Source organism: Caulobacter segnis (genome assembly GCF_019931575.1).
Taxonomy (GTDB): domain Bacteria; phylum Pseudomonadota; class Alphaproteobacteria; order Caulobacterales; family Caulobacteraceae; genus Caulobacter; species Caulobacter segnis_C.
This window is the reverse complement of the sequence record NZ_CP082923.1, coordinates 4,746,821-4,770,808: the sequence shown is the minus strand read 5'-3', so window position 1 is coordinate 4,770,808 and position 23,988 is coordinate 4,746,821. Positions and strand designations below refer to the sequence as shown.

Below are 23,988 nucleotides of genomic sequence, written 5' to 3'. Positions count from 1 at the left end.
TAGGATAGAAGTCCGATGGCTCACGCCGCAGACACTCATGGCCACGGCGGTCACGACGACGCCGACCACAAGCCGCCCTTCTTCGCCCGCTGGTTCTTCTCGACGAACCACAAGGACATCGGCACGCTGTACATCCTGTTCGCCATCATGGCGGGCATCGTCGGCGGCGCCCTGTCGGGCCTGATCCGCTGGGAGCTGATGCACCCGGGCATCCAGGTGTTCACCGATAACGGCCTGCTGGCCCAGCTCGGCCTGTTCAAGGGCAAGCACGGCTTCAACGCCGTGGTCACCGCCCACGCCCTGATCATGATCTTCTTCATGGTCATGCCCGCCATGATCGGCGGCTACGGCAACTGGTTCGTGCCGATCATGATCGGCGCGCCGGACATGGCCTTCCCGCGGATGAACAACATCTCGTTCTGGCTGCTGGTCGCCGCCTGGATCCTGCTGGTCACCTCGATGTTCGTCGACGGCGGCCCGGGCCACGGCTTCGGCGGCGGCTGGACGATCTATCCGCCGCTGTCGACCATCGGTCACAAGGGTCCGGCCATGGACCTGGCGATCCTGTCGCTCCACCTGGCCGGCGCTTCGTCGATCCTGGGCGCGATCAACTTCATCACCACGATCTTCAACATGCGCGCGCCGGGCATGACCCTGCACCGCATGCCGCTGTTCGCCTGGTCGGTGCTGATCACCGCCTTCCTACTGCTGCTGTCGCTGCCCGTCCTGGCCGGCGCCATCACCATGCTGCTGACCGACCGTAACTTCGGCACCCACTTCTTCGACCCGGCCGCCGGCGGCGACCCCGTCATGTTCCAGCACCTGTTCTGGTTCTTCGGCCACCCGGAAGTGTACATCCTGATCCTGCCGGGCTTCGGCATCATCAGCCATATCGTCTCGACCTTCTCCAAGAAGCCGGTCTTCGGCTACCTGGCGATGGCCTACGCGATGGTCGCCATCGGCTTCGTCGGCTTCGTCGTGTGGGCGCACCACATGTACACCGTCGGCATGAGCATCAACCTGCGCGCCTACTTCGTGGCCGCCACGATGATCATCGCCGTCCCGACGGGCGTGAAGATCTTCAGCTGGATCGCCACGATGTGGGGCGGTTCGATCAGCTTCAAGACGCCCATGCTGTGGGCGATGGGCTTCATCTTCCTGTTCACGGTCGGCGGCGTCACCGGCGTCGTCCTGTCGAACGCCGGCATCGACTACAGCCTGCACGACACCTACTACGTGGTGGCCCACTTCCACTACGTGCTGTCGCTGGGCGCCGTCTTCGCCATCTTCGCGGGCTTCTACTACTGGTTCGAGAAGATGTGGGGCGTGAAGTACAACGAGTTCCTCGGCGCGGCCCACTTCTGGGTGATGTTCGTCGGCGTGAACCTGGTGTTCTTCCCGCAGCACTTCCTGGGCCTGCAAGGCATGCCCCGTCGCTATGTCGACTATCCGGAAGCCTTCGCGAAGTGGAACTACTGGTCGTCGGTCGGCTACATGATCACGGTCGCCGCCGTCGGCATCTTCCTGGTCGTGCTGCTGGAAGCCGCGATCCGTCGCCGCAAGGCCGAGGCCAACCCGTGGGGCGAAGGCGCCACCACGCTGGAATGGACCCTGTCCTCGCCGCCGCCGTTCCACCAGTTCAGCGAACCGCCGGTGATCAAGGAAGACAGCCACCATTAGGTCGCCGTCGTCCGAACACTGGACCGAAAAGAGGGGCGCGGTCGGGATCCTTAAGGGTCTGGGCCGCGCCCTTCGCCCATTGAAGACCGTTTACAGTCACATCCGATGTCGAAGACCGCCGCCATGACTCCGGACACCGTTTCGCCGGACACGCAAAAGTCTGATCTGACTCAGACCGCCCGCTGGCAGGACTACTTCCAGCTGATGAAGCCGCGCGTCATGTCGCTGGTGGTGTTCACCGGCCTGACCGGCCTGCTGGCCGCGCGCGCGCCGATCCACCCCGTGCTGGGCGCGATCGCGGTGCTGTGCATCGCCATCGGGGCCGGCGCCTCGGGCGCGCTGAACATGTGGTACGACGCCGACATCGACCGTCAGATGCGCCGCACGCGCGGCCGTCCGGTGCCCGCCGGCAAGGTCAAGGGCGAGGAAGCCGCCTCGCTGGGCGTGGTGCTCTCCTTGCTCTCGGTGATGTTCCTCGGCTTCGCCATCAACTGGTTCGCCGCCGGCCTGCTGGCCTTCACCATCGTCTTCTACGCCGTCGTCTACACGATGTGGCTCAAGCGCTGGACGGCGCAGAACATCGTCATCGGCGGCCTGGCCGGCGCCCTGCCGCCCGCCATCGGCTGGGCCGCGGCAACCGGCCACGCGCCGCTGAACGCGTGGCTGATGGTGGCGATCATCTTCTTCTGGACCCCACCTCACTTCTGGGCGCTGTCGCTGTACGTCACCACCGACTACGCCAAGGCCGGCGTGCCGATGCTGCCGGTGGTCAAGGGCGCCAAGGAGACGCGCAAGCAGATCCTGCTCTACAGCCTGCTGCTGATCCCGATCTGCCTGTCGCCGGTGCTGACCGGCCTGGGCGGCCCGATCTACCTGGCCGTGGCGGCCCTGGGCGGGGCGGTGTTCCTGGTCCTGGCTTGGCGGGTGTTCGCCAGCAAGGCCGGCGACGCGGCCGACCCGCGCGTGGCCGACCGCGCCCTCTACGACGTCACCGAGGATGAAAAGGCCGCCGGCTCGAAAGCCGCGCGCAACCTGTTCGCCTTCTCTATCCTCTATCTCTTCGCCCTGTTCGCCGCCCTGCTGGGCGAGGCCGTGGCGGGCGTGCACGCCCTGGAGCTGCTCAAGTGAATCAACCGGTCGACAACAAGGCCGCCAAGGACGCGGCTAAGAAGGCCCGCGATGGCCGCAACATCGCCCTGGCCCTGGGCCTGGCGGTGTTCGTCGTCCTGGTGTTCGTGGTCACCCTCGTGAGGCTCGGCGGCAATGTCGCGCACCCGCACTAAGAAACCGGACAGCGAACTCACCCCGCAGGAACTGGCCGCCCGCCGCAACGGCAAGGTGGCCCTGATCTGCGCGGCGGCGTTCTTCGGCATGGTCGGCGCGGCCTATGCCGCCGTGCCGCTGTACAAGCTGTTCTGCCAGGCCACGGGCTTCGACGGCACCGTCCGCAAGGCCGAGGCCAAGCCGACCAGGATCCTGGACCGCAAGGTCACGATCCGCTTCGACGCCAACATCCGCGAGCTGCCGTGGCAGTTCCAGACGATGCAGGCCAGCCAGGACATCCGCATCGGCGATACGGGCCTGGCCTTCTTCAAGGTCACCAACCCCACCGACAAGCCGCAGACCGGCCGGGCGCTGTACAACGTGGTGCCGGAATCGGCGGGGCCGTACTTCCAGAAGCTGGAGTGCTTCTGCTTCTCCAGCCAGACGATCCAGCCCCACCAGACGGTGGAGTTCCCGGTCGTCTACTTCGTGGATCCCCAATTCGCGGACGATCCCGAGACCAAGGGCAAGAACGAGATCACGCTCAGCTACACGTTCTTCCCGGCCGTCGACGACGGCAAGAACACTAAAGTGGCCGCTTCGGCGACGCCGCGCATCGTGGAACCCCTTGGCGGCGCACCGTCGAGGGGGCTATAGCGTTTCACAACGATTTCGGCGCGGGGGGAAACCACGACCGGGATCAGAGGGATATAAGGGTTAGCAGCAACATGGCCGGCGCCGTCAAACACGACTACCACATCCTTCCGCCCAGCCCCTGGCCGTTCGTCGGCTCGATGGCCGCGACCGTCATGGCGATCGGTCTGATCGGCTGGATCAAGGGCGGCGTGCTCGGCATCGAGAAGGGCAACTGGGCCATCTTCGCCGCCGGCATCGCCGGTGTGCTCTACACCATGTTCGGCTGGTGGTCGGACGTGGCCAAGGAAGCCAAGGCCGGCGACCACACCCCGGTCGTCTCGATCGGCCTGCGCTACGGCATGATCCTGTTCATCGCCTCGGAAGTGATGTTCTTCGTGGCGTGGTTCTGGATGTTCTTCGAGATGGCGCTGTTCCATCATCACCGCACCCTGTCGGCGATCGAGGAAGTCCGCACCGCCTGGGCCACCTGGCCGCCCGCCGGCGTCGAGACCGTCTCGCCCTGGCACCTGCCGCTGGTCAACACCCTGACCCTGCTGCTCTCGGGCACCACCGTCACCTGGGCGCACCACGCCCTGCAGGTCGGCGACCGCAAGGGCGCCAAGTGGGGCCTGATCCTGACTATCCTGCTGGGCGCGCTGTTCACGACCATCCAGGTCTACGAATACGCCCACATCAACCACGAGCAGCTGTTCTACTCGGAAGCCGCCGCCAACTCGGGCCTCTATGGTTCGACCTTCTTCCTGGCCACCGGCTTCCACGGCTTCCACGTGTTCGTCGGCACGGTCTTCCTGATCGTCTGCCTGATCCGGCTGCTGAACGGCGCCTTCACGCCCAAGCAGCACTTCGGCTTCGAGGCGGCCGCCTGGTACTGGCACTTCGTGGACGTGGTCTGGCTGTTCCTGTTCGCGTTCATCTACGTGATCTTCGGGGCCTCGGCCCACTAGATCGCAAGATCCCGAGGGGCCCGGAACGCAGACCAGCGTTCCGGGCCTTTTTCGTTTTAAGGCCTGGCGCTTATGACCAAGACCAATCCCTACGCCGCCGGCGCGCGCGGCCTGTGTCCCCACTGCGGCGAAGGCCATCTGTTCGACGGCTTCCTCAAGGTCGCCCCGACCTGCGAGGCCTGCGGCTTCGAGCTGGGCAAGTTCGAGACCGGCGACGGGGCGGCGACCTTCGTGATCCTGATCGCCGGGTCGATCTGCGCGTTCGGGGCGCTGTTCTCGATGTTCGCCTGGAACTGGCCGGTCTGGGCCCTGTTGATCGTCTGGCTGCCGGCGGTGCTGGTCATCACGCTTGGGCTGATGCGCCCGGCCAAGGGCCTGATGGTCGCCGCCCAGATCGCCCAGAAGGCCTCGGAAGCCGGCCGCCGCGATGTCTGAGCCTCAACCCAAGAAACCCGGCTTCCCGATCGGCCTGACGGTCGCCACGGGCGTCGCGTTCGCCATCCTCTGTAGCCTGGGCGCCTGGCAGGTCCAGCGCCTGCACTGGAAGGAAGGTGTGCTCGCGCGGATCGAGGCCCTGAAGACCGCGCCGGCCCTGCCGCTGATCCAGGTGCTCACGGCCGAGGCGCGGCCCGAGGACCTGGCCTGGACCCGGGTCAGCGTCGACTGCGGCGACGTCGCCGGTCCGCCGCTGCCGCTGGTCTACGGCATTCGCGACGGTGACGTGGTCTGGCGCGCCCAGGCCCCCTGCGCGGTCCTGGCCGGCCCCTACAACATGATCCTGGTGGACCGTGGCGTCGTTCCGGCCCTGACGGGCCAGGTCGCGCCGGCGCCGCGATCCTTCGACGCGCCGCGCCGGGTCGTCGGCGTTCTGACCCCGATCAAGCAGTTGGGCGGCGATCGCGCCGAGATTCTCAAGCGCTTCCCCGGTCGCAAGCCCGCGCCGCTGGTGCTGATGGCCGAAAGCGAAACGCCCGCGCCGGCCGGAATCACCCCCGCGCCGCTGCCGGCAGAAATTTCCAATCGGCACCTGGAATACGCCCTGACGTGGTTCGGTCTTGCCGTAACCCTGCTGTTTATCTATGCCGCCATGCTCTGGCGGAGACTGAGACCCTGATGCGCTACGTTTCGACCCGCGGCCAGTCCGCGTCCATCGGCTTCCTGGATGCGGTGCTGGCCGGCCTGGCCCCCGATGGCGGCCTGTACGTGCCCGCCGAGTGGCCCAGCTTCACGGCCAAGGACATCGCCGCCTTCGCCGGCAAGCCCTATGCCGAGGTGGCCGCCGCCGTGGTCGGCAAGTTCGTCGGCGACGACATCCCGGCCGCCGACCTGGCCCAGATGTGCGACGAGGCCTATGCCAGCTTCGCCCATACGGCCGTCACGCCGATCAAGCAGCTGACGCCCAACCGCTACCTGCTGGAGCTGTTCCACGGCCCGACGCTGGCGTTCAAGGACGTGGCGATGCAGCTGCTGGGCCGTCTCTATGACTACGTGCTCGAGCGCCAGTCGCGGAAGATGACCATCATCTGCGCCACCTCGGGCGACACCGGCGGCGCGGCCGTCGAGGCGTTCCGGGGCCGCAAGAACGCCCGCATCGTCGCCCTCTTCCCGGAAGGCCGCATCAGCGAGGTGCAGCGCCGGTTCATGACCACGGCCACCGACGCCAATGTCGCCTGCGTCTCGATCCTGGGCTCGTTCGACGACTGCCAGGCCATCGTCAAGCAGGCCTTCCAGGACGACCAGTTCCGCCACGCGGTCGACCTGTCGGGCGTCAACTCGATCAACTGGGCGCGGATCGCGGCCCAGAGCGTCTACTACTTCACCTCGGCCGTGGCCCTGGGCGCGCCCGAGCGGGAAGTGGCCTTCGTGGTGCCGACCGGCAATTTCGGCGACGCCTACGCCGCCTTTGTGGCCAAGAAGCTGGGCCTGCCGATCCACTCGGTGACCGCCGCCACCAATTCCAACGACATCCTGGCCCGCGCCATCGAGACCGGCCGCTATTCGCGCGGCGCGGTGGCCGCCACCCAGAGCCCGGCCATGGACATCCAGGTCGCCAGCAACTTCGAGCGGCTCTATTTCGAGGCCGTCCGTCGCGACGGCACCGAGACGGGGCGGGCTTTCCGCGCCTTCGCCGACACCGGCCTGCTGGACATCCCGCCGGGCGCCCACGCCTGGATGCGCGAGCTGTTCCGCGGCGCGTCGGTCAGCGAGGCCGACACCGCCAAGACCATGCTGTCGACCCTGAACGAGACCGGCGAGGTGGTCGATCCGCACACGGCCGTTGGCCTCGCCGCGGCCGTGGGCGTGGACGTCCCGGCCTCGACGCCTGTTGTCGTGCTGTCGACCGCCCACCCGGCCAAGTTCCCCGAGGCGGTCCAGGCCGCCACGGGCCTGCTGCCCAGCACGCCGCGCGCCACGCCGGACCTCTCCAAGAAGCCGGAAAAGTTCGAGCGTCTGCCCGCCGACGGCTCGTCGGTGAAGGCTTTCGTGCGGACCTTCGCGGCCAATAGCTGAGGGAAAGCTGGTATCTAGCCGCGCGAGCGCCTAGATACCGCGCCTCATGACGACGACACTCCGCACCCTCCCCAACGGCGTCCGCGTCGTCTGCGACCCGATGCCGGGCCTCGAAACCCTGGCCCTGACGGTCGTGGCGGGACGCGGGGCGGCCTATGAGGACCCGGCGCGGTCGGGCTGGTCGCATCTGCTGGAGCACATGGTGTTCAAGGGCGCGGGCGGCCGCTCGGCCCGCGACATCGTCGAGGTCATCGAGAACCAGGGCGGCTCGATCAACGCCGCCACCGGCTACGAGCGCACCAGCTTCCAGGTCCGCGCCCTGAAGGGCGGCCTGGGCCTTGGCATGGACGTCATCGCCGATCTGCTCCGCCGCCCCACGCTCGATCCGGCCGACCTGACCCGCGAGAAGCAGGTCGTCGCCCAGGAGATCGCCGAGGCCGCCGACGCGCCCGACGACTATGTCTTCGACCTGATCCAGCGCGCGAGCTGGGGCGACCACCCGGTGGGCCGTCCGATCCTGGGAAGCGACAAGACCGTCGAGGCCGCCACGGTCGAGGCCCTGTCGGACTGGCGCGCGGCCCTTTACGCCGCCGACCGCCTGGTGATCAGCGCCACGGGCGCGGTCGACGAGGCCGAGCTGATGGCCGCCGCCGAGCGCGCCTTCGGCGACCTGCCCGCCGCGCCCGGCGCCGAGATCCCCGCGCCCGCGGCCTTCGTCGGCGGGCCCCAGGCCGAGGCCCGCAAACTGGAACAGGCGCATCTGGTGTTCATGCTGCCCGCCTGCGGTTCGCGTCACGGCGACTATTTCGCCCTGCGGATCTTCGCCGAGACCCTGGGCGGGGGCATGTCCTCGCGCCTGTTCCAGGAAGCCCGCGAGAAGAGGGGTCTAGCCTACAATATCGACGCCTATGCCGACACCTACGCCGACCATGGCGGCCTGGGCATCTATGCCGGCTGCGCGGCCGGCGACGCGGTCGAGACCGCCAAGGTCTGCGCCGAAGAAGTCGCCAAGCTGGCGCAGCGCATCGACGAGGCCGAGCTGGCCCGCGCCAAGGCCCAGCTGAAGGCCCACATGTTCATGGCCCGGGAACAGCCGCTGTCGCGGGCCGAGCAGGGCGCGGGGCAGGTGCTGCTGTTCGACCGTCTCTATCCGCCGTCGGAGCTGGCGACCGAGGTTGACGCGGTCACCGCCGCCGACGTCGCGCGCCTGGGCCAGCGGCTTCTGAGCGGCCAGGCCGCCACCGCCGTCCTCGGGGCCAAGTCGGCGCTGAAGGCCGGCGAGGCGTTCTCCAAGGCGTTGTTCCAGGCGGCGTGACAGCGGAAGGTGCGGCCGTGATCGATTCAGAGCTTCGTCCGTGTCCGTCCTGCTGCCGTTCCTGAAGCCGCGTCCCCGCCTGCGCCTGGAGGGACGTGAGGTCTATCTGAGGCCTCCGCGTCCCGGCGACCATCGCGCCTGGGCGACCCTGCGCGCCAAGTCCCGCCCGTTCCTGGAGCCCTGGGAGCCGACCTGGCCCGAGCATGACCTGACCCGCGCGGCCTTCCGCGCCCGCCTGTCGGCCTATGCCCGCGAGCTGGAGCTGGGCGAGGCCTATCCGTTCTTCATCTTCCGCCGGGCCGACGACGCCCTGGTCGGCGCCGTGCGGCTTTTCCACGTGCGACGTGGCGTCGCTCAGACCGGCTCGGTCGGCTACTGGATCGGCCAGCCGTTCACGCGTCAGGGCCACATGCGCGACGCGGTCGAGGTGGTGATCCGCTTTGCTTTCAAGGGTCTGGGCCTCCACAGACTTGAAGCCGCCTGCATGCCCGAAAACCAGGCCTCGGCCGCGCTTTTGCTGAAATGCGGGTTTTTGGAGGAAGGATACGCGCCCGCTTATTTGAAAATTAACGGCGGTTGGCGAGATCATCGTCTGTTCGGCATGGTCGCGCCCGAGTAAGCGCTGGGGACTGCCGCCGACGAGTTTGGGACGGGCATGTCTTTTCGTACGGGTGAGCGACGGATCTGGGACACCACGGCCACGCTTGAAGCGCTGGGCGGGGCCGACGTCGCCCTGTGGATCTGGGAGCCCGAAGCCGACCGCCTGCGCCTGAACGGCGCGGCGCGCGCCCTGGGCCTGGGCCCGCTGGCCCCGGAGTGCTCGTCCGCCGCCTTCCGGGCCCTGGCCCTGCCGCAGGATCGCGCCCAGGCCGAGGAAGTCCTCAAGACTCGCGAGCCGGGTTCGGAAGTCATCGCCCGCTTCCGCGTGCGCGGCGGCGACATCTGCCTCTGGCGCGGCGTCTGGCTGGAGGAGGGCGTCCGCGCCGCCGGCGTTGTCGCGCCCGAAACGAAATTCACCGCGTCCGGACGTTGCGAGCTGACCGGTCTCCTGGACCGTCGCGGCTTCATCGCCCGCGCCCGCGAGCGCCTGCGTCAGAACGGCGTGCACGAACTGGTCGTGGCCGACCTGGATCGCCTGCGTCGCCTGAACGAGGCCCTGGGCCACGAGCGCGCCGACCTGGTGCTGGCCGCCCTCGGCTCGCGCCTGGCCGCCGCCTTCCCGGCCGAGGCCGTGATGGGCCGCATTGGCGAGGACGAGTTCGCCGTGCTGTGCGAGCCCAAGGGCTACGAGCCGGCCGAGGTGCTGCGCTCGGCCCTGGAGCAGCCGCTGCGCGTGGCCGGCTTCGACATCCACCCGACCCTGTCGATCGGCGCGGTTTCGGCCGAAGGCGGGCTCGACGCGCCCGACGCGGCCGAGCTGCTGCGCCGCGCCGAATTGGCCGTCGAGGCCGCGTCCGCCGCCGGTCGCGGCGGAGCCGCCGCCTATGGCCGCTCGATGGAGACCGACGGACTTTCGCGCCTGGCGCTGGAGGCCGACCTGCGCGGCGCCATCGGCCGTGGCGAGATCACTCCGTATTTCCAGCCCGTCGTGCGCCTGTCGACCGGCGCGCTGTCGGGCTTCGAGGCCCTGGCCCGCTGGATCCACCCGCGCCGGGGCATGCTGCCGCCCGACGAGTTCCTGCCGCTGATCGAAGAGATGGGGCTGATGAGCGAGCTGGGGGCGCACATGATGCACACCTCGGCCAAGCAGCTGGCCACCTGGCGCGACGCCCACCCGGCGATGGGCGCCCTGACCGTCAGCGTCAACCTATCGACCGGCGAGATCGACCGCCCTGGCCTGGTGGCCGACGTGGCCGAGACCCTGCGCGTCAACCGCCTGCCGCGCGGCGCCCTGAAGCTGGAAGTCACCGAGAGCGACATCATGCGCGACCCCGAGCGGGCCGCCGTGATCCTGCGCACCCTGCGCGAGGCCGGCGCCGGCCTGGCGCTGGACGACTTCGGCACCGGCTTCTCGTCGCTGTCGTACCTGACGCGCCTGCCGTTCGACACGCTGAAGATCGACCGCTACTTCGTCCGCACCATGGGCTCCAACGCCGGCTCGGCCAAGATCGTCCGCTCGGTCGTCAAGCTGGGCCAGGACCTGGACCTGGAAGTCGTCGCCGAGGGGGTCGAGAACGCCGAAATGGCCCGCCTCCTGCAGACCCTGGGCTGCGACTACGGCCAGGGCTTCGGCTACGCGCCGGCCCTGTCGCCGCAGGAAGCCGAGGTCTATCTGAACGAGGCCTATGTCGACGGCGCCGCGCCGGTGAAGGCGCGAGGCTAGGCCAAGGGGCTAAGCCCGCCCGGCGGTCGCCGACAGGTGATCCGCCGTGACCCCCAGCTTCGCCAGCGCCCGGGTCCACTTGTGCTCGTGATCCTCGTCGAACAGCAGACCTTCGTCGGCGTCGCAGATCAGCCAGATGTTGTCGCGCAGCTCCTGCTCCAGCTGTCCCGGGCCCCAGCCGGCGTAGCCCAGGGCCAGGACGGCCTTGCGCGGGCGCTTGAGGGGGCTGGCCATGGCGTCCAGCACGTCGCGGGTGGCGGTCAGGCCGACGCCGTCGGCCACCGGCAGGGTCGAGTCCGGCGAGTTGAAGTCGTCGGTGTGCAGGACGAAGCCCCGCTCGCGCTCGATCGGCCCGCCCAGCAGGACGAGGTCGCTGGGCGCCTGGATGTCGGATTTCACGCCCAGCCGCTCCAGGAGTTCGAACACCGTCAGGCCGTCGACCGGGCGGTTCACGGCCAGGCCCATGGCCTGCTCCTCGTCATGGGCGCAGAGATACAGCACCGTCCGCTCGAAGCGCGGGTCGTCGATGCCGGGCATGGCCACCAGCAGGCGCCCGGTCAGGAACTCGGCGTCTTCGTCGCCAGGAAGGTCGTCGTCTTCGATGGAGCTGGCCATGGGTCGAGCATTGGCTTTCGATGTGACGGTTTCAAGTCGTACAACGCATCAAAGCGTGCTTGGCGGCCGGCTCGCCGAGGGATATTCGATCAGTCGCAATTCAATCGCACACACGAGGAAACACGGCCCATGGCGATCAAGGTTGGCGACACGCTGCCCGCGGCGACTTTCATGACCAGCACGGCCGAAGGGCCGGCGCCGATCACCAGCGACGATATCTTCAAGGGCAAGACCGTCGCCCTGTTCGCCGTTCCTGGCGCCTTCACCCCCACCTGCTCGGCCAAGCACCTGCCGGGCTTCAAGGAGAAGGCCGCCGAGCTGAAGGCCAAGGGCGTCGATACGATCGCCTGTGTCTCGGTCAACGACGTCTTCGTGATGAAGGCCTGGGGCAAGGACCAGGGCATCGACGGCGAGGTCCTGCTGCTGGCCGACGGCAACGGCGACTTCACCCGCGCCATCGGCCTGGACTTCGACGGGTCGAAGTTCGGCATGGGCCCGCGCTCGCAGCGCTACTCGCTGATCGCCAAGGACGGCGTCGTGACCCAGCTGAACGTCGAGGAAGCCGGCCAGTTCAAGGTCTCGTCGGCCGAGTACCTGCTGGAGCAGCTGTAGGATCTTGATCCTCCCCCTGGCGGGGGAGGTGGTCGCGAAGTGACCGGAGGGGGAAGCGTGGCCGAGCCTGCGTCTTCCCTCTCCGTCGTCCCTTAGGACCGACACCTCTCCCGGTAGGAAGAGGATTTTCGCGGCCTCGCCGCCTACTTCCCGACGATCGATCCGCGCAGGGCCAGGATCTTCTGGTTCAGCGCCTCCAGCGCCTCGCCGTCCATGCCGGACCGGTCCAGCATCAGGTCGCCCAGGCAGGCCGAGCGCTCCAGCAGGGCGGCGCCGGCCTTGGTCATCGTCACCTCGACCTTGCGCTCGTCCTCCAGCCCGCGCCGGCGTTCCACCAGGCCGGCGGCCTCCAGGCGCTTGACCAGCGGCGTCACGGTGCTGGACTCCAGGTCCAGCCGCGCGGCGACGCCGCCGATGGTGAGACCGTCGTTCTCGCCCAGCGCGCTCAGCACCAGATACTGCGGATAGGTCAGGCCCAGCTCGTCGAGCAGGGGCTTGTAGGCGCGCGTGATCGCCATGCTGGTGGCGTACAGGGTGAAGCAGATCTGCTGATCCAAGGGGCGCATCGGCGGCGTCTCCATTCGCTACTGACTCTTTCTTACCACGAAAAAGGATATCGCGATAAATAAAATGCTGGACAGGCCCTCGGTTCGGGTTTAGCTATTTCGTTATCGCGATAACGATTATCGCGGACAAGGAAATGAGGGATGATCATGAGCCAGTCGAACCAAGCTTCTCGCCGCGGCGTGATGACCGCCGGCTTCGGTCTCGCCGCCGCCGCCTCGCTGGGCGCTTCCGCCCAGGCCGCGACCCCGAAGGCCGCCACCCCCGCCAAGGCCGCCGGCAAGGATCGCGCCGAAAGCGGCTTCGTCACCACCCAGGACGGCGTGCAGATCTTCTACAAGGACTGGGGCCCCAAGGACGCCCAGCCGATCGTGTTCCACCACGGCTGGCCGCTGAGCGCCGACGACTGGGACGCTCAGATGATGTTCTTCCGCCTGCAGGGCTTTCGCGTCATCGCCCATGACCGTCGCGGTCACGGCCGCTCGACCCAGACCGACACCGGCAACGAGATGGACACCTACGCCGCCGACGTCATCGCCCTGGCCGACCACCTGGACCTGAAGAACGCCTTCCACGTCGGCCACTCGACCGGCGGCGGCGAGGCGATCCACTACGCGGCGCGCGCCAAGCCCGGCCGCGTGGCCAAGGTCGTGCTGATCGGCGCGGTGCCGCCGATCATGGTCAAGTCCGACAAGAACCCCGGCGGCCTGCCGATCGAGGTGTTCGACGGCTTCCGCGCCTCGCTGGTCGCCAACCGCGCCCAGTTCTTCCACGACGTGGCCGCCGGTCCGTTCTACGGCTTCAACCGTCCCGGCGCGAAGGTCAGCCCCGCCGTCGTCGAGAACTGGTGGCGCCAGGGCATGCAGGGCGGGGCCAAGGCCCACTACGACTGCATCAAGGCCTTCTCCGAGACCGACTTCACCGACGACCTGAAGACCGTCGACGTCCCGGTTTTCCTGATGCACGGCGAGGACGACCAGATCGTCCCGATCGCCGACAGCGCCCTGATCGGCATCAAGCTGCTCAAGAAGGGTACGCTGAAGACCTATCCGGGCCTGCCCCACGGCATGGCCACCACCCACGCCGACATCATCAACGCCGACCTCCTGGCCTTCTTCAAGGCTTAGGACTCTAGCGATCGCGTGGCGGCGCCCGTCCCTGCGGACGGGCGCTTTCGCGTCAGGCCCCCAGCACGTCCGGCGTCATCGCCGCGAAGTCCTCGGCCCCGATCATCACCCCCGCCGCCGCGCCCGGGACCTGGGCCAGCACCGCTTCGGCGAACACCCGGGCCAGGGCCCGCTTGCTCTCGGCCCAGGCCGTATCGGTTTCGCCCGCGGCGGCCAGGGCGCCCTTGGCCAGCATCCAGCCGCCGACCACGTCGCCCAGCAGCTTCAGATAGGCCGAGGCGCCCGACAGGGCGTCGGGCATCGACTTGGTGCGACGCTCGATCAGCCACGCGGTGGCCGAGGCCGCAGCGTCCAGGGCCGCCTCCAGGCGCAGGCCAACGGCCTTGAGATCGCCGGCGACCAGCGTCTCGATCGTGTCGCGGATGTCGTCCATCAGGTCGCCGAGCGCCTGGCCTTCGCCCAGCATCAGCTTGCGGCCTACGAGATCGATGGCCTGGATGCCGTTCGTGCCCTCGTAGATCGGGGCGATACGGGCGTCGCGATAGTGCTGGGCCGCGCCGGTCTCCTCGATGAAGCCCATGCCGCCGTGAATCTGCAGCCCTTGGGAGGCCACCCAGACGCCGACGTCGGTCGACCAGGCCTTGGCGATCGGGGTCAGCAGTTCCTCGCGCAGCTTGGCGCTGGTCCGGGTCGCCTCGTCGGCGGCGGCGCGCGAGAGGTCGGCGGCGACGGCGGTCGACAGGCAGATGCCGCGCGCGGCCTCGATATGGGCCTTCATCAGAACCAGTGTGCGGCGCACGTCCGGATGGTCGAAGATCCGGGCCGGGCTGGCGCCGGTCCAGGCCGAGCGGCCCTGGACGCGCTCCTGGGCGAAGTTCAACGCCTGCTGGTAGGCGCGTTCGGCGATGGCCGTGCCCTGCGTGCCGACCTGCAGCCGGGCGGCGTTCATCATCGTGAACATGTTGGGCAGGCCCTGGCCCAGCCCGCCGACCAGCTCGGCCTTGGCGCCCTCGAACAGCATCACGCAGGTGGGCGAGCCGTGGATGCCCAGCTTGTGCTCCAGCCCGCCGACCCGCAGGGCGTTGTGCTCGCCCAGCGAGCCGTCCGCGCCCACCAGCACCTTCGGGGCCAGGAACAGCGAGATCCCCTTCACCCCGGGAGGCGCGTCGGGGGTGCGGGCGAGGACCAGGTGGACGATGTTGTCGGCCGCGTCGTGGTCGCCCCAGGTGATGAAGATCTTCTGGCCGGTGATCTTCCAGCCGCCCTGGCCATCCGGCGTGGCCACCGTGGTCAGGGCCGCCAGGTCCGAGCCGGCCTGGGGTTCGGTCAGGTTCATGGTGCCGGTCCACTCGCCCGAGACCAACTTCGGCAGATAGAGGGCCTTCTGGCGGTCGTCGCCGTGGTGCTCCAGCGCCTCGATCGCGCCCAGGCTCAGCATGGGGCAGAGGCCGAAGGCCATGTTGGCCGCCTGGACCATCTCCAGCACCGCCACCTCCAGCGTCTTGGGCAGACCCTGGCCGCCATGTTCCGGCGACGCGGCGAGACTGGCCCAGCCGCCCTCGGCGAACTGCTTGTAGGCGTCGGCGAACCCCGGAGCGCTGCGCACCACGCCGTTTTCCAGCCGGGCGCCGACCAGGTCGCCCTGGCGGTTCAGCGGGGCCAGCACGTCGGCGGCGAACGCGCCCGCCGCCTCCAGCACCGCCGCCACCGTGTCGGCGTCGGCCTCGGGGAAGGCGTCGGCCAGCCGCCCGAAATCCGCCGCATGACGCAGAGAGAAGGCGAGGTCGCGGACGGGGGCGCGGTAGGTCATGGCCGGGGAACTCCAAAAATCTCGGCCACTCTTTAGGCGGGGTGACGCGGCGTCACCAAGTCGGCCACAGCTTTATGTGCAGGATCACGGTCTCGTGATCGGCTGGCCCTTCAAAGCCGTGCTGGAGTGCCTAAGTCGGGGAACCGTAACTAGTGCTGTTCTAGTTTTAGGAGCTCTCCCCCGATGATCCGTCCCTACGCCTATGCCGCCCTCGCCGTGGCCCTCTTCACGGCCCCCGCCGCGCTGGCCGCGCCGGGCGTGACCTCGACCAAGCCGGCCGACCTGCCCGCCGGTCACTATGTGCTCGACAAGACCCACGCGGTGCTGACCGCCAAGCTCAAGCACATGGGCTTCTCGAACTACACCCTGCGCTTCACCAAGCTGGACGCCGACTTCACCTATGATCCCAAGGCTCCGGAAGCCTCGAAGATCAACGTCACGGTCGATCCGGGCTCGCTGGACACCGCCACTGGCGCCGACGCCTTCGGCCTGAAGTTCAGCAAGGAGCTGGTCGGTGACGGCTGGCTGGAAGCGGCCAAGTACCCGACCATCACCTTCGTCTCGACGGCGATCAATGTCGGCGACGGCCAGCACGGCTCGGTGACCGGCGACCTGACCTTCCATGGCGTGACCAAGCCGGTCGTCCTGGACGTCACCTTCAACGGCGTCGGCTCGGGGATGAACCCTCTGCAGACGCGCACGGGCTTCTCGGCCGTGACAACGATCAAACGCTCGGACTTCGGCGTGGGTAAGTATGTCCCGCTGATCGGCGACGACGTGACCTTGAACATCGAGGTCGAGTTCGAAAAGAAGTAAGCCAAGCTTGATCTAGGAAGTCTGGGAGATGTCCATGGCCGCGAGCCGTACGCGTTACACGACGGTGGCGATCGTCATTCACTGGCTGATCGCCGCGGCCATCATCTTCCAGATCATCCTGGGCTGGCGGATGGGGGACGGTCCCAAGGGGCCGACCACCTACGCCCTGTTCCAGCTGCACAAGTCGATCGGCATCACCATCCTGCTGCTCAGCCTTTTGCGGCTGGCCTGGCGGCTGTTCAACAAGCCGCCGGCCGCGCTCGAGGGGCAACCGAAGTGGGAGCAGGCGGCGTCCAAGCTGGTGCACATCGGCTTCTATGTGATCATGATCGGCCTGCCGCTGACGGGCTGGATCCTGGTCTCGACCAGCCGCGTGCCGATCCCGACCCTGCTGTTCGGCGCGATCCCGTGGCCGCACATCCCGGGCCTGCCCGAGTTGGCCGCCGCGCCCAAGCATGTCTGGCACGAGATCGGCGAGATCGGCCACGGCGTGCTGGTCAAGCTGACCTACCTGCTTCTGGTCCTGCACCTGGGCGCGGTGGCCAAGCACCAGATCCTCGATAAGGACGAGGTGTTCGGGAACATGGCGCCAGGCGCCAAGCCGGGGATCAAGGAGCCGCGCGCCTGGCTGGCCGCCGCCGGCCTGATCGCGGTGATCGCCGCCGGCTATCTCTACATGCCGGCCGTCAAGGCGGCCGCGCCCACCGCCCCCGCGACGCCCGAGCCCGCGCCGGTCGAGGCCCCCGCCGCCTCGCCGCCGGCCGCAACCGCCGAGACGCCGACCGCCGCCGCGCCCGCCGCCGCCGAGGCCGCTCCGGAAGCGGCCCTGAAGGATCCCGTCGCTTGGACCGTCCAGAAGGGCGCGTCCCTGGGCTTCACCGCCACCTGGTCGGGCAGCGCCATCGAGGGTCAGTTCAAGACCTGGAAGGCCGACATCCTGTTCTCGCCGCAGGCCCTGGACCGCTCCAAGGTCACGGTGACCATCGACATGGCCTCGGCCGCCACCGGCGACGCCCAGCGCGACGAAAGCCTGCCCAGCGGCGACTTCTTCGACACCGCCGCGCATCCCAAGGCCGTCTTCGCCGCGAGCAAGTTCCGCAAGACCGGTGAGAACAAGTACGTCGCCGACGGGACCCTGGACCTGCGCGGCGTGAAAAAGCCGCTCAGCCTGCCCTTCACCCTGAAGATCGACGGCGACACGGCGACCGCGCGCGGTGTAACCACCCTGGACCGGACGACGTTCGGAGTTGGACAGGGCGAATGGGCGTCGACGGACGAAATCGCGGCGAAGGTGACGGTGAGCTTCGCGCTGACCGCCAAGACGAAATAGCCAAGGCCGCCGACGCGCTGCGCGCCGGCGGGCTGGTGCTGCTGCCGACCGAGACGGTCTACGGGCTTGGGGCCGACGCCTCGAATCCGGCGGCCGTGGCGGCGATCTTCGAGGCCAAGGGCCGACCACGCTTCAACCCGCTGATCGCCCACGTCGCCGACCTGGAGACCGCCGCCCGGATCGCCGATCTCGACGATCGCGCCTACGCCCTGGCCCGCGAATTCTGGCCGGGCCCTCTGACCATCGTCGCGCCGATCAAGGATACGAGCGCGGTCTGCGACCTGGCCCGCGCGGGCCTGGACACCGTGGCCATCCGCGTGCCGGGTCATCCGATCTCGCACGCGGTGCTGGAGGCGTTCGGCGGCGCGGTCGTGGCCCCCTCGGCCAACCGCTCGGGCCGGCCCAGCCCCACCACCTTCGCCGACGCCGTGGCCGAGACCGGCGACAAGGCCGCCGCCGCGCTGGATGGCGGACCCTGCGCCGTCGGCCTGGAGTCCACGGTCGTCTCGGTGCTGGAGGGCCAGCCGCGTCTGCTGCGTCCGGGCGCCGTCACCCGCGTGCAGCTGCAGCAGATCGTCGGCCCGCTGGCCGAGGCCGACGATGACGCCAAGCGTTCGCCGGGCCGTCTGGCCCTGCACTACGCCCCCGACGCCCCGGTGCGGATCAACGCCAAGGCGCCCGAGGCGGGCGAGGCCTATCTGGCGTTCGGCGGCGGCGCCAGCGGGGAGGGGATCTTCAATCTCAGCCCGACCGGCGATCTGGCCGAGGCCGCGGCCAATCTGTTCTCGTTCCTGCGCGCCGCCGACCGCACCAAGCCCTCGGCCATCGCCGTCGCGCCCATCCCGGAAGACGGCCTGGGCGAGGCGATCAACGACCGCCTGCGCCGCGCGGCGGGCTTCATCGGCTGACTTTCCAGGGGTATGATCCCACCATGACCAAGCCCGTTCCCGCCGATGTCGTCTCCCGCTTGAAGGCCGTGCTCGGCGAGGGCGGGTGGAGTCAGGATCCCGACGTGATCGCGCCCAAGCTGGTCGAGTGGCGCGGCCGCTGGACGGGCGAGACGCCGCTGCTGGTCACCCCGCGCACGACCGCCGAGGTCGCCGCCGTGGTGGGGATCTGCGCGGCCGAGGGCGTGGCGATCACGCCGCAAGGCGGCAACACCGGCCTGGTCGCCGGCCAGATCCCGCACGGCGAGATCCTGCTGTCGACCCAGAAGCTGACGGCGATCCGCGACGTCGACCCGATCGACGACGCCATGGTGCTGGAGGCCGGCGTCACCCTGTACGAGGCCCACCAGCAGGCGGCCAAGGTCGGTCGCCGCTTCACGGTGGGCGTGGCCTCGGAAGGCTCGTGCACGATCGGCGGGCTGATCTCGACCAACGCCGGCGGCACGGCCGTCCTGCGCTACGGCATGATGCGCGAGCAGGTGCTGGGGATCGAGGCCGTCCTGCCCAACGGCGAGATCTGGAAGGGCCTCAAGCGCCTGCGCAAGGACAACACCGGCTACGACCTCAAGCAGCTGCTGATCGGGGCCGAGGGCACGCTGGGCGTCGTCACCGCCGCCTCGTTGAAGCTGCACGCGCCCCTGGCCTCGCGGGCGGTGGCGATCGTCGGCCTGGGCTCGCCGGCCGACGCCATCCAGCTGCTGGCCCGGGCCAAGGACGAGACGGGCGGCGCGGTCGAGGCTTTCGAGCTGATGGGCCGGCTGGGCTTCGCCCTGACGGTCCGCAACGTGCCGGGCCTGCGCGACCCGCTGCCGACCGAGCATCCCTGGTACGTGCTGATCGAGATCGCCAGCGGCGAGCCCGGCGCGGCCGAGGCGGCCCTCGAAAGGCTGCTGACCGGCGCCCTGGAGCGCGGCCTGATCGCCGACGCGGCCGTGGCCCAGACCGAAACCCAGATGAAGGCCTTCTGGCACATCCGCGAGGGGCACTCGGCGGGCCAGAAGCCGGAAGGCGCGGTGTGGAAGCACGACATCTCGGTGCCGGTCTCCAAGATTCCCGACTTCATCGGCCAGGCCAACGCCGCGATCGAGAAGGCTTTTCCCGGAACGCGCATCGTCGCCTTCGGCCATGTCGGCGACGGCAATGTCCACTATGACGTGCTGAGGGCTCCGGGCGCCGACGACGACGCCCACGACGCCCTGCGTGAGGCGGGCGCCAAGATCGTCCACGACATCACCGCGACCTTCTCGGGCTCGATCAGCGCCGAGCACGGCCTGGGCGCGATGAAGACGGCCGAGGCCCTGACCTACAAGGATCCGATCGAGGTCGCCGCCCTGCGGGCGATCCGCGGGGCGCTGGATCCCAAGCGGATCATGAACCCCCGGATCCTGTTCTGAGGGCTCTGGTCTAGAGGCTCGCGCGCTTGCGGGCGCGCAGCCACAGCAGGATCAGCACGGCGACGGCGCCGGCCGGGAAGGTCGCCTTGTAGAACCCTGGCTGCGAGCCTGGCCCCAGAAGGTTGATCGCCACCGGGATGAAGCCCCAACGGCCGGTCGACTGCTGCACCCACAGCGCCCCGATGCCGACGAAGCAGACCACGGCCCAGAGGATGCGGTACTTCAGCGTCCGGTCCCGCGCGACCAGGAACAGGGCCACGATCATCGGGACGGGCCAGGCGAGGGCGGCGGCGAGGCCGAGCGATTGGGTCATGCGCCGCTGATAGCCTCGCCGCGCGCCGGGGTCGAGGCTCAGCCGTCGGGTATCCCCTCGACTTCCTCGGCCAAGGCGCCAATCTGGCGGCGTGAGCACGCTGTTCAGGTTTCCCAGCGCCGTGCGGCGCGACGCCGAGGTCCAGGCCTGGTTGTCCGGGGACGACCCCCTGCGCCAGGTCGCTCGGTCCTGGTTCGAGCGCCTCCGTGAGAGCGGCCCCGACGTCCGCGAGCTGATGCACGATGGCCATCCGACCGCCTGTGTCGAGGACGTCGCCTTCGCCTATGTCGACGCCTTCAAGGCGCACGTGAGCGTCGGCTTCTACGAGGGCGCGGCGCTGGAGGATCCCGCGGGCCTGCTGGAAGGCGGCGGCAAGCGCATGCGGCACGTGAAGATCCACTGGGGGCGGCCGGTGGCCGAGGCGGCGTTGGCTGACCTGATCTTGGCCGCCCATAGGGACATGCGGCGACGTGTCGATTCCGGGGAATGACATAGCTGGCGCCGTCGCGCTTAAGCCTCTATCTCCCCGCTCATGCTGATGGTCATCTCGCCCGCCAAGTCGCTGGACTTCACCGCGCCCGCCCAGGCCCTGCCTCTGACGACGCCTGAGCTCAAGGCCCAGATCGTCGAGCTGGCCAAGGTCACGCGCAAGCTGACGGCCGCCGACCTCAAACGCCTGATGCATATCTCCGACGCCCTGGCCAAGCTGAACCGCGAGCGGTTCCAGGCCTTCGACTCCGAGCTGGAAGAGGGCCTGCAGGCCGTGATCGCCTTCAATGGCGACGTCTATGCGGGCCTCGCCGCGCGCGAGCTGGACCGTCCCGCCCTGGAGTGGACCCAGGACCACCTGCGGATCCTGTCGGGTCTGTACGGCGTGCTGCGTCCGTTCGACGCCCTGCAGCCCTATCGCCTGGAGATGGGCACGCGCCTGAAGACCAAGCGCGGCCATAATCTTTACGACTATTGGGGCGAGACGATCTCCAAGACCCTGAACGCCGCCGCCGAGGGGCATACGGATCCCACCCTGGTGAACCTGGCCAGCCAGGAATATTTCGGCGCCGTCGACGCCAAGGCGCTGAAGCTGCCGGTCGTCACCTGCCACTTCAAGGAAGAGAAGGGCAACGAACTGCGCGTGCTGGGCTTCTTCGCCAAGAAGGCTCGGGGCCGCATGGCCCGTTACGCCATCGACAACCGCGTCGACCGCGCCGAGGGGCTGAAGGGCTTCGACCTGGACGGCTACCGATTCCAGCCGTCGCTCTCGACCGAGGCCGACTGGGTTTTCGCTCGCCCACAGCCCTGAATTCATCTACTGGTGAATTTAATAAGCGCTCGCCTCTCGCAGTGGCGAGCTATATGTTGCGTCGCAACATCATTGGGGCGTCATCCAGGAGCGTTCGCATGGCCGTCGATTTCGGTTTGCAGGGGCAGGTCGCCATCGTCACCGGTTCGACCAGCGGCATCGGCCACGCGCTCGCCGACGGTCTCGCGGCCCAGGGCGTCAACATCGTCATGAACGGCCTGGGCGAGATGAACGCCATCGAGCGGGCCCGGGCCGAGATGGCCGAGCGGCACGGTGTCGAGGTGCTCTATCACGGCGCCGACATGACCAAGCCGATCGAGATCGCCGACATGGTCCGCGCCGCCAAGGCCGAGTTCGGCGAGCTGGACATCCTGGTCAACAACGCCGGCGTCCAGCACGTGGCCCCGATCGAGGATTTTCCCGACGACAAGTGGGACCTGATCATCGCCATCAACCTGTCCTCGGCCTTCCACGCCACCAAGGCGGCGGTGCCGATCATGAAGGAGCAGGGGCGCGGGCGGATCGTCAACATCGCCTCGGCCCACGCGCTGATCGCCTCGCCGTTCAAGGCGGCCTATGTCGCCGCCAAGCACGGGATCATGGGCCTGACCAAGACCGTCGCCCTCGAGGTCGCCACCCACGGCATCACCTGCAACGCCATCTGCCCGGGCTTCGTGAAGACCCCGCTGGTCGAGGCCCAGATCGTCGACCAGGCCAAGGCCCGCGGCATCTCGGAAGAGGCGGTGATGAAGGACGTCATCCTGGCCGCCCAGCCGACCAAGCAGTTCGTCACCTTCGACCAACTGACGGGCATGCTGCTCTATCTGGTCTCGGATGCGGGCGCCTCGGCCAACGGCGCGGCCTTCCAGGTCGACGGCGGCTGGGTCGCGCAATAGCGTCACCGGAGGAAGCCGCTCCAACGGAAATGCTCGGGGCAGCCCTTCGGGAGTTCGCATGCCCATTCCACCGTTCAAGAAAAAGCCGTCCGGTCCCAAGACCCTGAGCCTCGCCCTGCAGGGCGGCGGCGCCCACGGGGCGTTCGAATGGGGCATTCTCGATCGCCTGCTCGAGGAGGAAGACCTCGAGATCAAGGCCGTCACCGCCGCCTCGGCCGGGGCGATGAACGCGGTCTGCCTGGCCCAGGGCCTGATCGACGACGGCAAGGCTGGGGCCCGCAAGCGGCTCGACTCGTTCTGGCGGCAGGTCAATCGCCAGGGCGGCCGCAACGTCTTCGGCGACACCTCGATCTGGACCAGCGCGTTCAGTGGCGGGGCCGACTGGATCAAGAACACGCCCGGCTGGCGGATGGCCGAGACCTTGGCGCTGTCGTTCAGCCCCTACGAGTTCAACCCGTTCAACCTGAACCCGCTGCACGACACGCTGGAGGCCGAGATCACCTTCAGCCAGATCCGCGAGAAGAGCCCGCTGAAGCTCTATATTTCCGCCACGGCGGTGCGGACCAGCAAGGCGGCGATCTTCCGCGAGACCGAGCTGACCGCCCGCCACATCATGGCCAGCGCCTGCCTGCCGCAGGTCTTCCAGGCCGTGGAGATCGACGGCGAGCCCTATTGGGACGGCGGCTTCCTGGCCAATCCGCCGCTGTGGCCGCTGTTCTACGACGACACCCCCGACGACATCCTGATCGTCAGCCTCAACCCCTTCGTCCGCGAGGAGACGCCCAAGACGCCGGGCGAGATCATGGACCGGCTGAACGAGATCACCTTCAACGCCTCGCTGGCCTCGGAACTGCGGGCCATCGGCTTCGTGCAGAAGCTGCTGGACGAGGGCCTGCTGAAGGACAACGCCCGGGGCCGCTATCGCCGGATGCTGGTCCACGCCATCACCGCCGACAAGCCGTTGGCGGATCTGTCGCTGTCGACCAAGTTCAACACCGAATGGAGCTTCCTGAGCGACCTCAAGGAGCGCGGTCGGACGGCGGCGGAGGCCTGGCTGACCGAGTGCGGAGGCTGTATCGGTCAGCGCTCCAGCGTCGATCTGAAGGTCGGTTTCCCGTGAATCATCCCGTTCCGACCGTCGGTGTCGTCTGCCTGCGCGGCGCCGAGGTCCTGCTGATCCGGCGCGGCAAGCCGCCTAGGCTGAACCAGTGGAGCCTGCCGGGCGGCCGCCTGGAATGGGGCGAGACGCTGGAGGCCGCCGCCCTGCGCGAGCTGAAGGAAGAGACGAGCGTCGACGCGACGCTGCTGGGCCTGATCGACGTGGTCGACGGCGTCTTCCCGGCGCGGCCGGGCGGCGAGATTTCCCGGCACTACGTGATGATCGACTACGCCGCGCGCTGGACTTCGGGTGAGCCCGTGGCCGGCGACGACGCGGCCGACGCCAGGTTCGTCGGCTATGACGAGGCCATGGCGCTGGTCGAATGGGACGAGACCCGGCGAGTGATCGCCGAGACGTACGAGCGGTTTGGTTCGGCGCTTGCGCTTCCGCTCTAGCCGGCCAACATCGCGCT

At 68.6% G+C, this 23,988-nt stretch carries 26 protein-coding genes; 22 read left to right on the top strand and 4 right to left on the bottom strand.

The window, feature by feature from the left end; genetic code table 11:
* Positions 1-15: 15 nt before the first annotated feature.
* The 11 genes from ctaD (at position 16) to K8940_RS21735 (ending at position 10,693) form a co-directional block, all read left to right on the top strand.
* Complete coding sequence (ctaD, locus tag K8940_RS21785; protein WP_223392130.1) at positions 16-1,680, top strand: cytochrome c oxidase subunit I; 1,665 nt, start codon at positions 16-18, stop codon at positions 1,678-1,680.
* 105 nt (positions 1,681-1,785) lie between these two features.
* Positions 1,786-2,808, top strand: coding sequence for a heme o synthase (cyoE, locus tag K8940_RS21780; RefSeq protein ID WP_223392129.1), 1,023 nt, complete (start codon positions 1,786-1,788; stop codon positions 2,806-2,808).
* A complete protein-coding gene (locus K8940_RS21775) occupies positions 2,805-2,963 on the top strand; it encodes a hypothetical protein (RefSeq protein ID WP_223392128.1) in 159 nt (52 codons plus the stop codon). Before cyoE ends, K8940_RS21775 begins: the two co-directional genes overlap by 4 nt.
* Entirely contained in the window at positions 2,944-3,600 is a 657-nt protein-coding gene (locus K8940_RS21770) for a cytochrome c oxidase assembly protein (protein ID WP_223392127.1), read from the top strand. Before K8940_RS21775 ends, K8940_RS21770 begins: the two co-directional genes overlap by 20 nt.
* A 71-nt stretch (positions 3,601-3,671) precedes the next feature.
* The gene (locus K8940_RS21765; protein WP_223392126.1) at positions 3,672-4,544 is read left to right on the top strand and encodes a cytochrome c oxidase subunit 3; all 873 of its coding nucleotides are present in this window, start codon (positions 3,672-3,674) and stop codon (positions 4,542-4,544) included.
* A 72-nt stretch (positions 4,545-4,616) separates the two neighbouring features.
* Positions 4,617-4,979 carry a DUF983 domain-containing protein gene (locus K8940_RS21760; RefSeq protein WP_223392125.1) on the top strand — a complete coding sequence of 121 codons (363 nt, stop codon included), beginning with the start codon at positions 4,617-4,619 and terminating at the stop codon, positions 4,977-4,979.
* Positions 4,972-5,658: an SURF1 family protein gene (locus tag K8940_RS21755; protein WP_223392124.1), complete on the top strand. Its 687-nt coding sequence runs from the start codon at positions 4,972-4,974 to the stop codon at positions 5,656-5,658. Before K8940_RS21760 ends, K8940_RS21755 begins: the two co-directional genes overlap by 8 nt.
* Complete coding sequence (thrC, locus tag K8940_RS21750) at positions 5,658-7,055, top strand: threonine synthase (protein ID WP_223392123.1); 1,398 nt, start codon at positions 5,658-5,660, stop codon at positions 7,053-7,055. Before K8940_RS21755 ends, thrC begins: the two co-directional genes overlap by 1 nt.
* A gap of 46 nt (positions 7,056-7,101) precedes the next feature.
* Positions 7,102-8,370, top strand: coding sequence for a M16 family metallopeptidase (locus tag K8940_RS21745; RefSeq protein WP_223392122.1), 1,269 nt, complete (start codon positions 7,102-7,104; stop codon positions 8,368-8,370).
* A gap of 40 nt (positions 8,371-8,410) precedes the next feature.
* Positions 8,411-8,989 carry a GNAT family N-acetyltransferase gene (locus tag K8940_RS21740; RefSeq protein ID WP_223392121.1) on the top strand — a complete coding sequence of 193 codons (579 nt, stop codon included), beginning with the start codon at positions 8,411-8,413 and terminating at the stop codon, positions 8,987-8,989.
* Positions 8,990-9,025: 36 nt separating this feature from the next.
* Entirely contained in the window at positions 9,026-10,693 is a 1,668-nt protein-coding gene (locus tag K8940_RS21735; RefSeq protein WP_223392120.1) for a putative bifunctional diguanylate cyclase/phosphodiesterase, read from the top strand.
* A 9-nt stretch (positions 10,694-10,702) separates the two neighbouring features.
* On the opposite strand, the gene K8940_RS21730 is transcribed toward K8940_RS21735, so the two are convergent.
* Positions 10,703-11,308 carry a YqgE/AlgH family protein gene (locus tag K8940_RS21730; RefSeq protein WP_223392119.1) on the bottom strand — a complete coding sequence of 202 codons (606 nt, stop codon included), beginning with the start codon at positions 11,306-11,308 and terminating at the stop codon, positions 10,703-10,705.
* Positions 11,309-11,437: 129 nt separating this feature from the next.
* Here K8940_RS21730 and K8940_RS21725 point away from each other — a divergent pair, with 129 nt between their 5' ends.
* Positions 11,438-11,920 (top strand): peroxiredoxin, encoded by a 483-nt coding sequence (locus K8940_RS21725; protein WP_125155039.1) that lies wholly within the window; start codon positions 11,438-11,440, stop codon positions 11,918-11,920.
* Positions 11,921-12,063: 143 nt separating this feature from the next.
* Here K8940_RS21725 and K8940_RS21720 read toward each other — a convergent pair whose 3' ends face one another.
* Entirely contained in the window at positions 12,064-12,486 is a 423-nt protein-coding gene (locus tag K8940_RS21720; protein WP_223392118.1) for a MarR family winged helix-turn-helix transcriptional regulator, read from the bottom strand.
* A 147-nt stretch (positions 12,487-12,633) separates the two neighbouring features.
* Between K8940_RS21720 and K8940_RS21715 the strand changes: the two genes are divergently transcribed.
* Complete coding sequence (locus tag K8940_RS21715) at positions 12,634-13,611, top strand: alpha/beta fold hydrolase (protein ID WP_223392117.1); 978 nt, start codon at positions 12,634-12,636, stop codon at positions 13,609-13,611.
* A gap of 52 nt (positions 13,612-13,663) precedes the next feature.
* Here K8940_RS21715 and K8940_RS21710 read toward each other — a convergent pair whose 3' ends face one another.
* Positions 13,664-15,421 carry an acyl-CoA dehydrogenase gene (locus K8940_RS21710; protein WP_223392116.1) on the bottom strand — a complete coding sequence of 586 codons (1,758 nt, stop codon included), beginning with the start codon at positions 15,419-15,421 and terminating at the stop codon, positions 13,664-13,666.
* A gap of 183 nt (positions 15,422-15,604) precedes the next feature.
* Between K8940_RS21710 and K8940_RS21705 the strand changes: the two genes are divergently transcribed.
* From K8940_RS21705 to K8940_RS21690, 4 genes are read left to right on the top strand one after another with little or no spacing between them, the layout of a single operon-like run.
* Positions 15,605-16,237 (top strand): YceI family protein, encoded by a 633-nt coding sequence (locus K8940_RS21705; RefSeq protein ID WP_223392115.1) that lies wholly within the window; start codon positions 15,605-15,607, stop codon positions 16,235-16,237.
* A gap of 34 nt (positions 16,238-16,271) precedes the next feature.
* The gene (locus K8940_RS21700) at positions 16,272-17,567 is read left to right on the top strand and encodes a YceI family protein (protein WP_223392114.1); all 1,296 of its coding nucleotides are present in this window, start codon (positions 16,272-16,274) and stop codon (positions 17,565-17,567) included.
* Positions 17,498-18,475, top strand: a complete 978-nt coding sequence (locus K8940_RS21695; protein WP_223392113.1) for an L-threonylcarbamoyladenylate synthase — start codon at positions 17,498-17,500, stop codon at positions 18,473-18,475. Before K8940_RS21700 ends, K8940_RS21695 begins: the two co-directional genes overlap by 70 nt.
* A 23-nt stretch (positions 18,476-18,498) precedes the next feature.
* Entirely contained in the window at positions 18,499-19,908 is a 1,410-nt protein-coding gene (locus K8940_RS21690) for an FAD-binding oxidoreductase (RefSeq protein ID WP_223392112.1), read from the top strand.
* 10 nt (positions 19,909-19,918) lie between these two features.
* On the opposite strand, the gene K8940_RS21685 is transcribed toward K8940_RS21690, so the two are convergent.
* Positions 19,919-20,221, bottom strand: a complete 303-nt coding sequence (locus tag K8940_RS21685; protein WP_223392111.1) for a hypothetical protein — start codon at positions 20,219-20,221, stop codon at positions 19,919-19,921.
* 91 nt (positions 20,222-20,312) lie between these two features.
* Between K8940_RS21685 and K8940_RS21680 the strand changes: the two genes are divergently transcribed.
* The 5 genes from K8940_RS21680 to K8940_RS21660 all read left to right on the top strand — a co-directional run bounded on the left by K8940_RS21680 (position 20,313) and on the right by K8940_RS21660 (position 23,971).
* Positions 20,313-20,711, top strand: coding sequence for a DUF1801 domain-containing protein (locus tag K8940_RS21680; RefSeq protein ID WP_223392110.1), 399 nt, complete (start codon positions 20,313-20,315; stop codon positions 20,709-20,711).
* A gap of 42 nt (positions 20,712-20,753) precedes the next feature.
* A complete protein-coding gene (gene yaaA / locus K8940_RS21675) occupies positions 20,754-21,521 on the top strand; it encodes a peroxide stress protein YaaA (RefSeq protein WP_223392109.1) in 768 nt (255 codons plus the stop codon).
* Positions 21,522-21,619: 98 nt separating this feature from the next.
* A complete protein-coding gene (locus K8940_RS21670) occupies positions 21,620-22,417 on the top strand; it encodes a 3-hydroxybutyrate dehydrogenase (RefSeq protein ID WP_223392108.1) in 798 nt (265 codons plus the stop codon).
* A 58-nt stretch (positions 22,418-22,475) separates the two neighbouring features.
* Positions 22,476-23,537, top strand: a complete 1,062-nt coding sequence (locus tag K8940_RS21665) for a patatin-like phospholipase family protein (protein ID WP_223392107.1) — start codon at positions 22,476-22,478, stop codon at positions 23,535-23,537.
* Positions 23,534-23,971: an NUDIX hydrolase gene (locus tag K8940_RS21660; RefSeq protein ID WP_223392106.1), complete on the top strand. Its 438-nt coding sequence runs from the start codon at positions 23,534-23,536 to the stop codon at positions 23,969-23,971. The genes K8940_RS21665 and K8940_RS21660 overlap by 4 nt, the downstream gene beginning before the upstream one ends.
* Positions 23,972-23,988 lie beyond the last annotated feature (17 nt).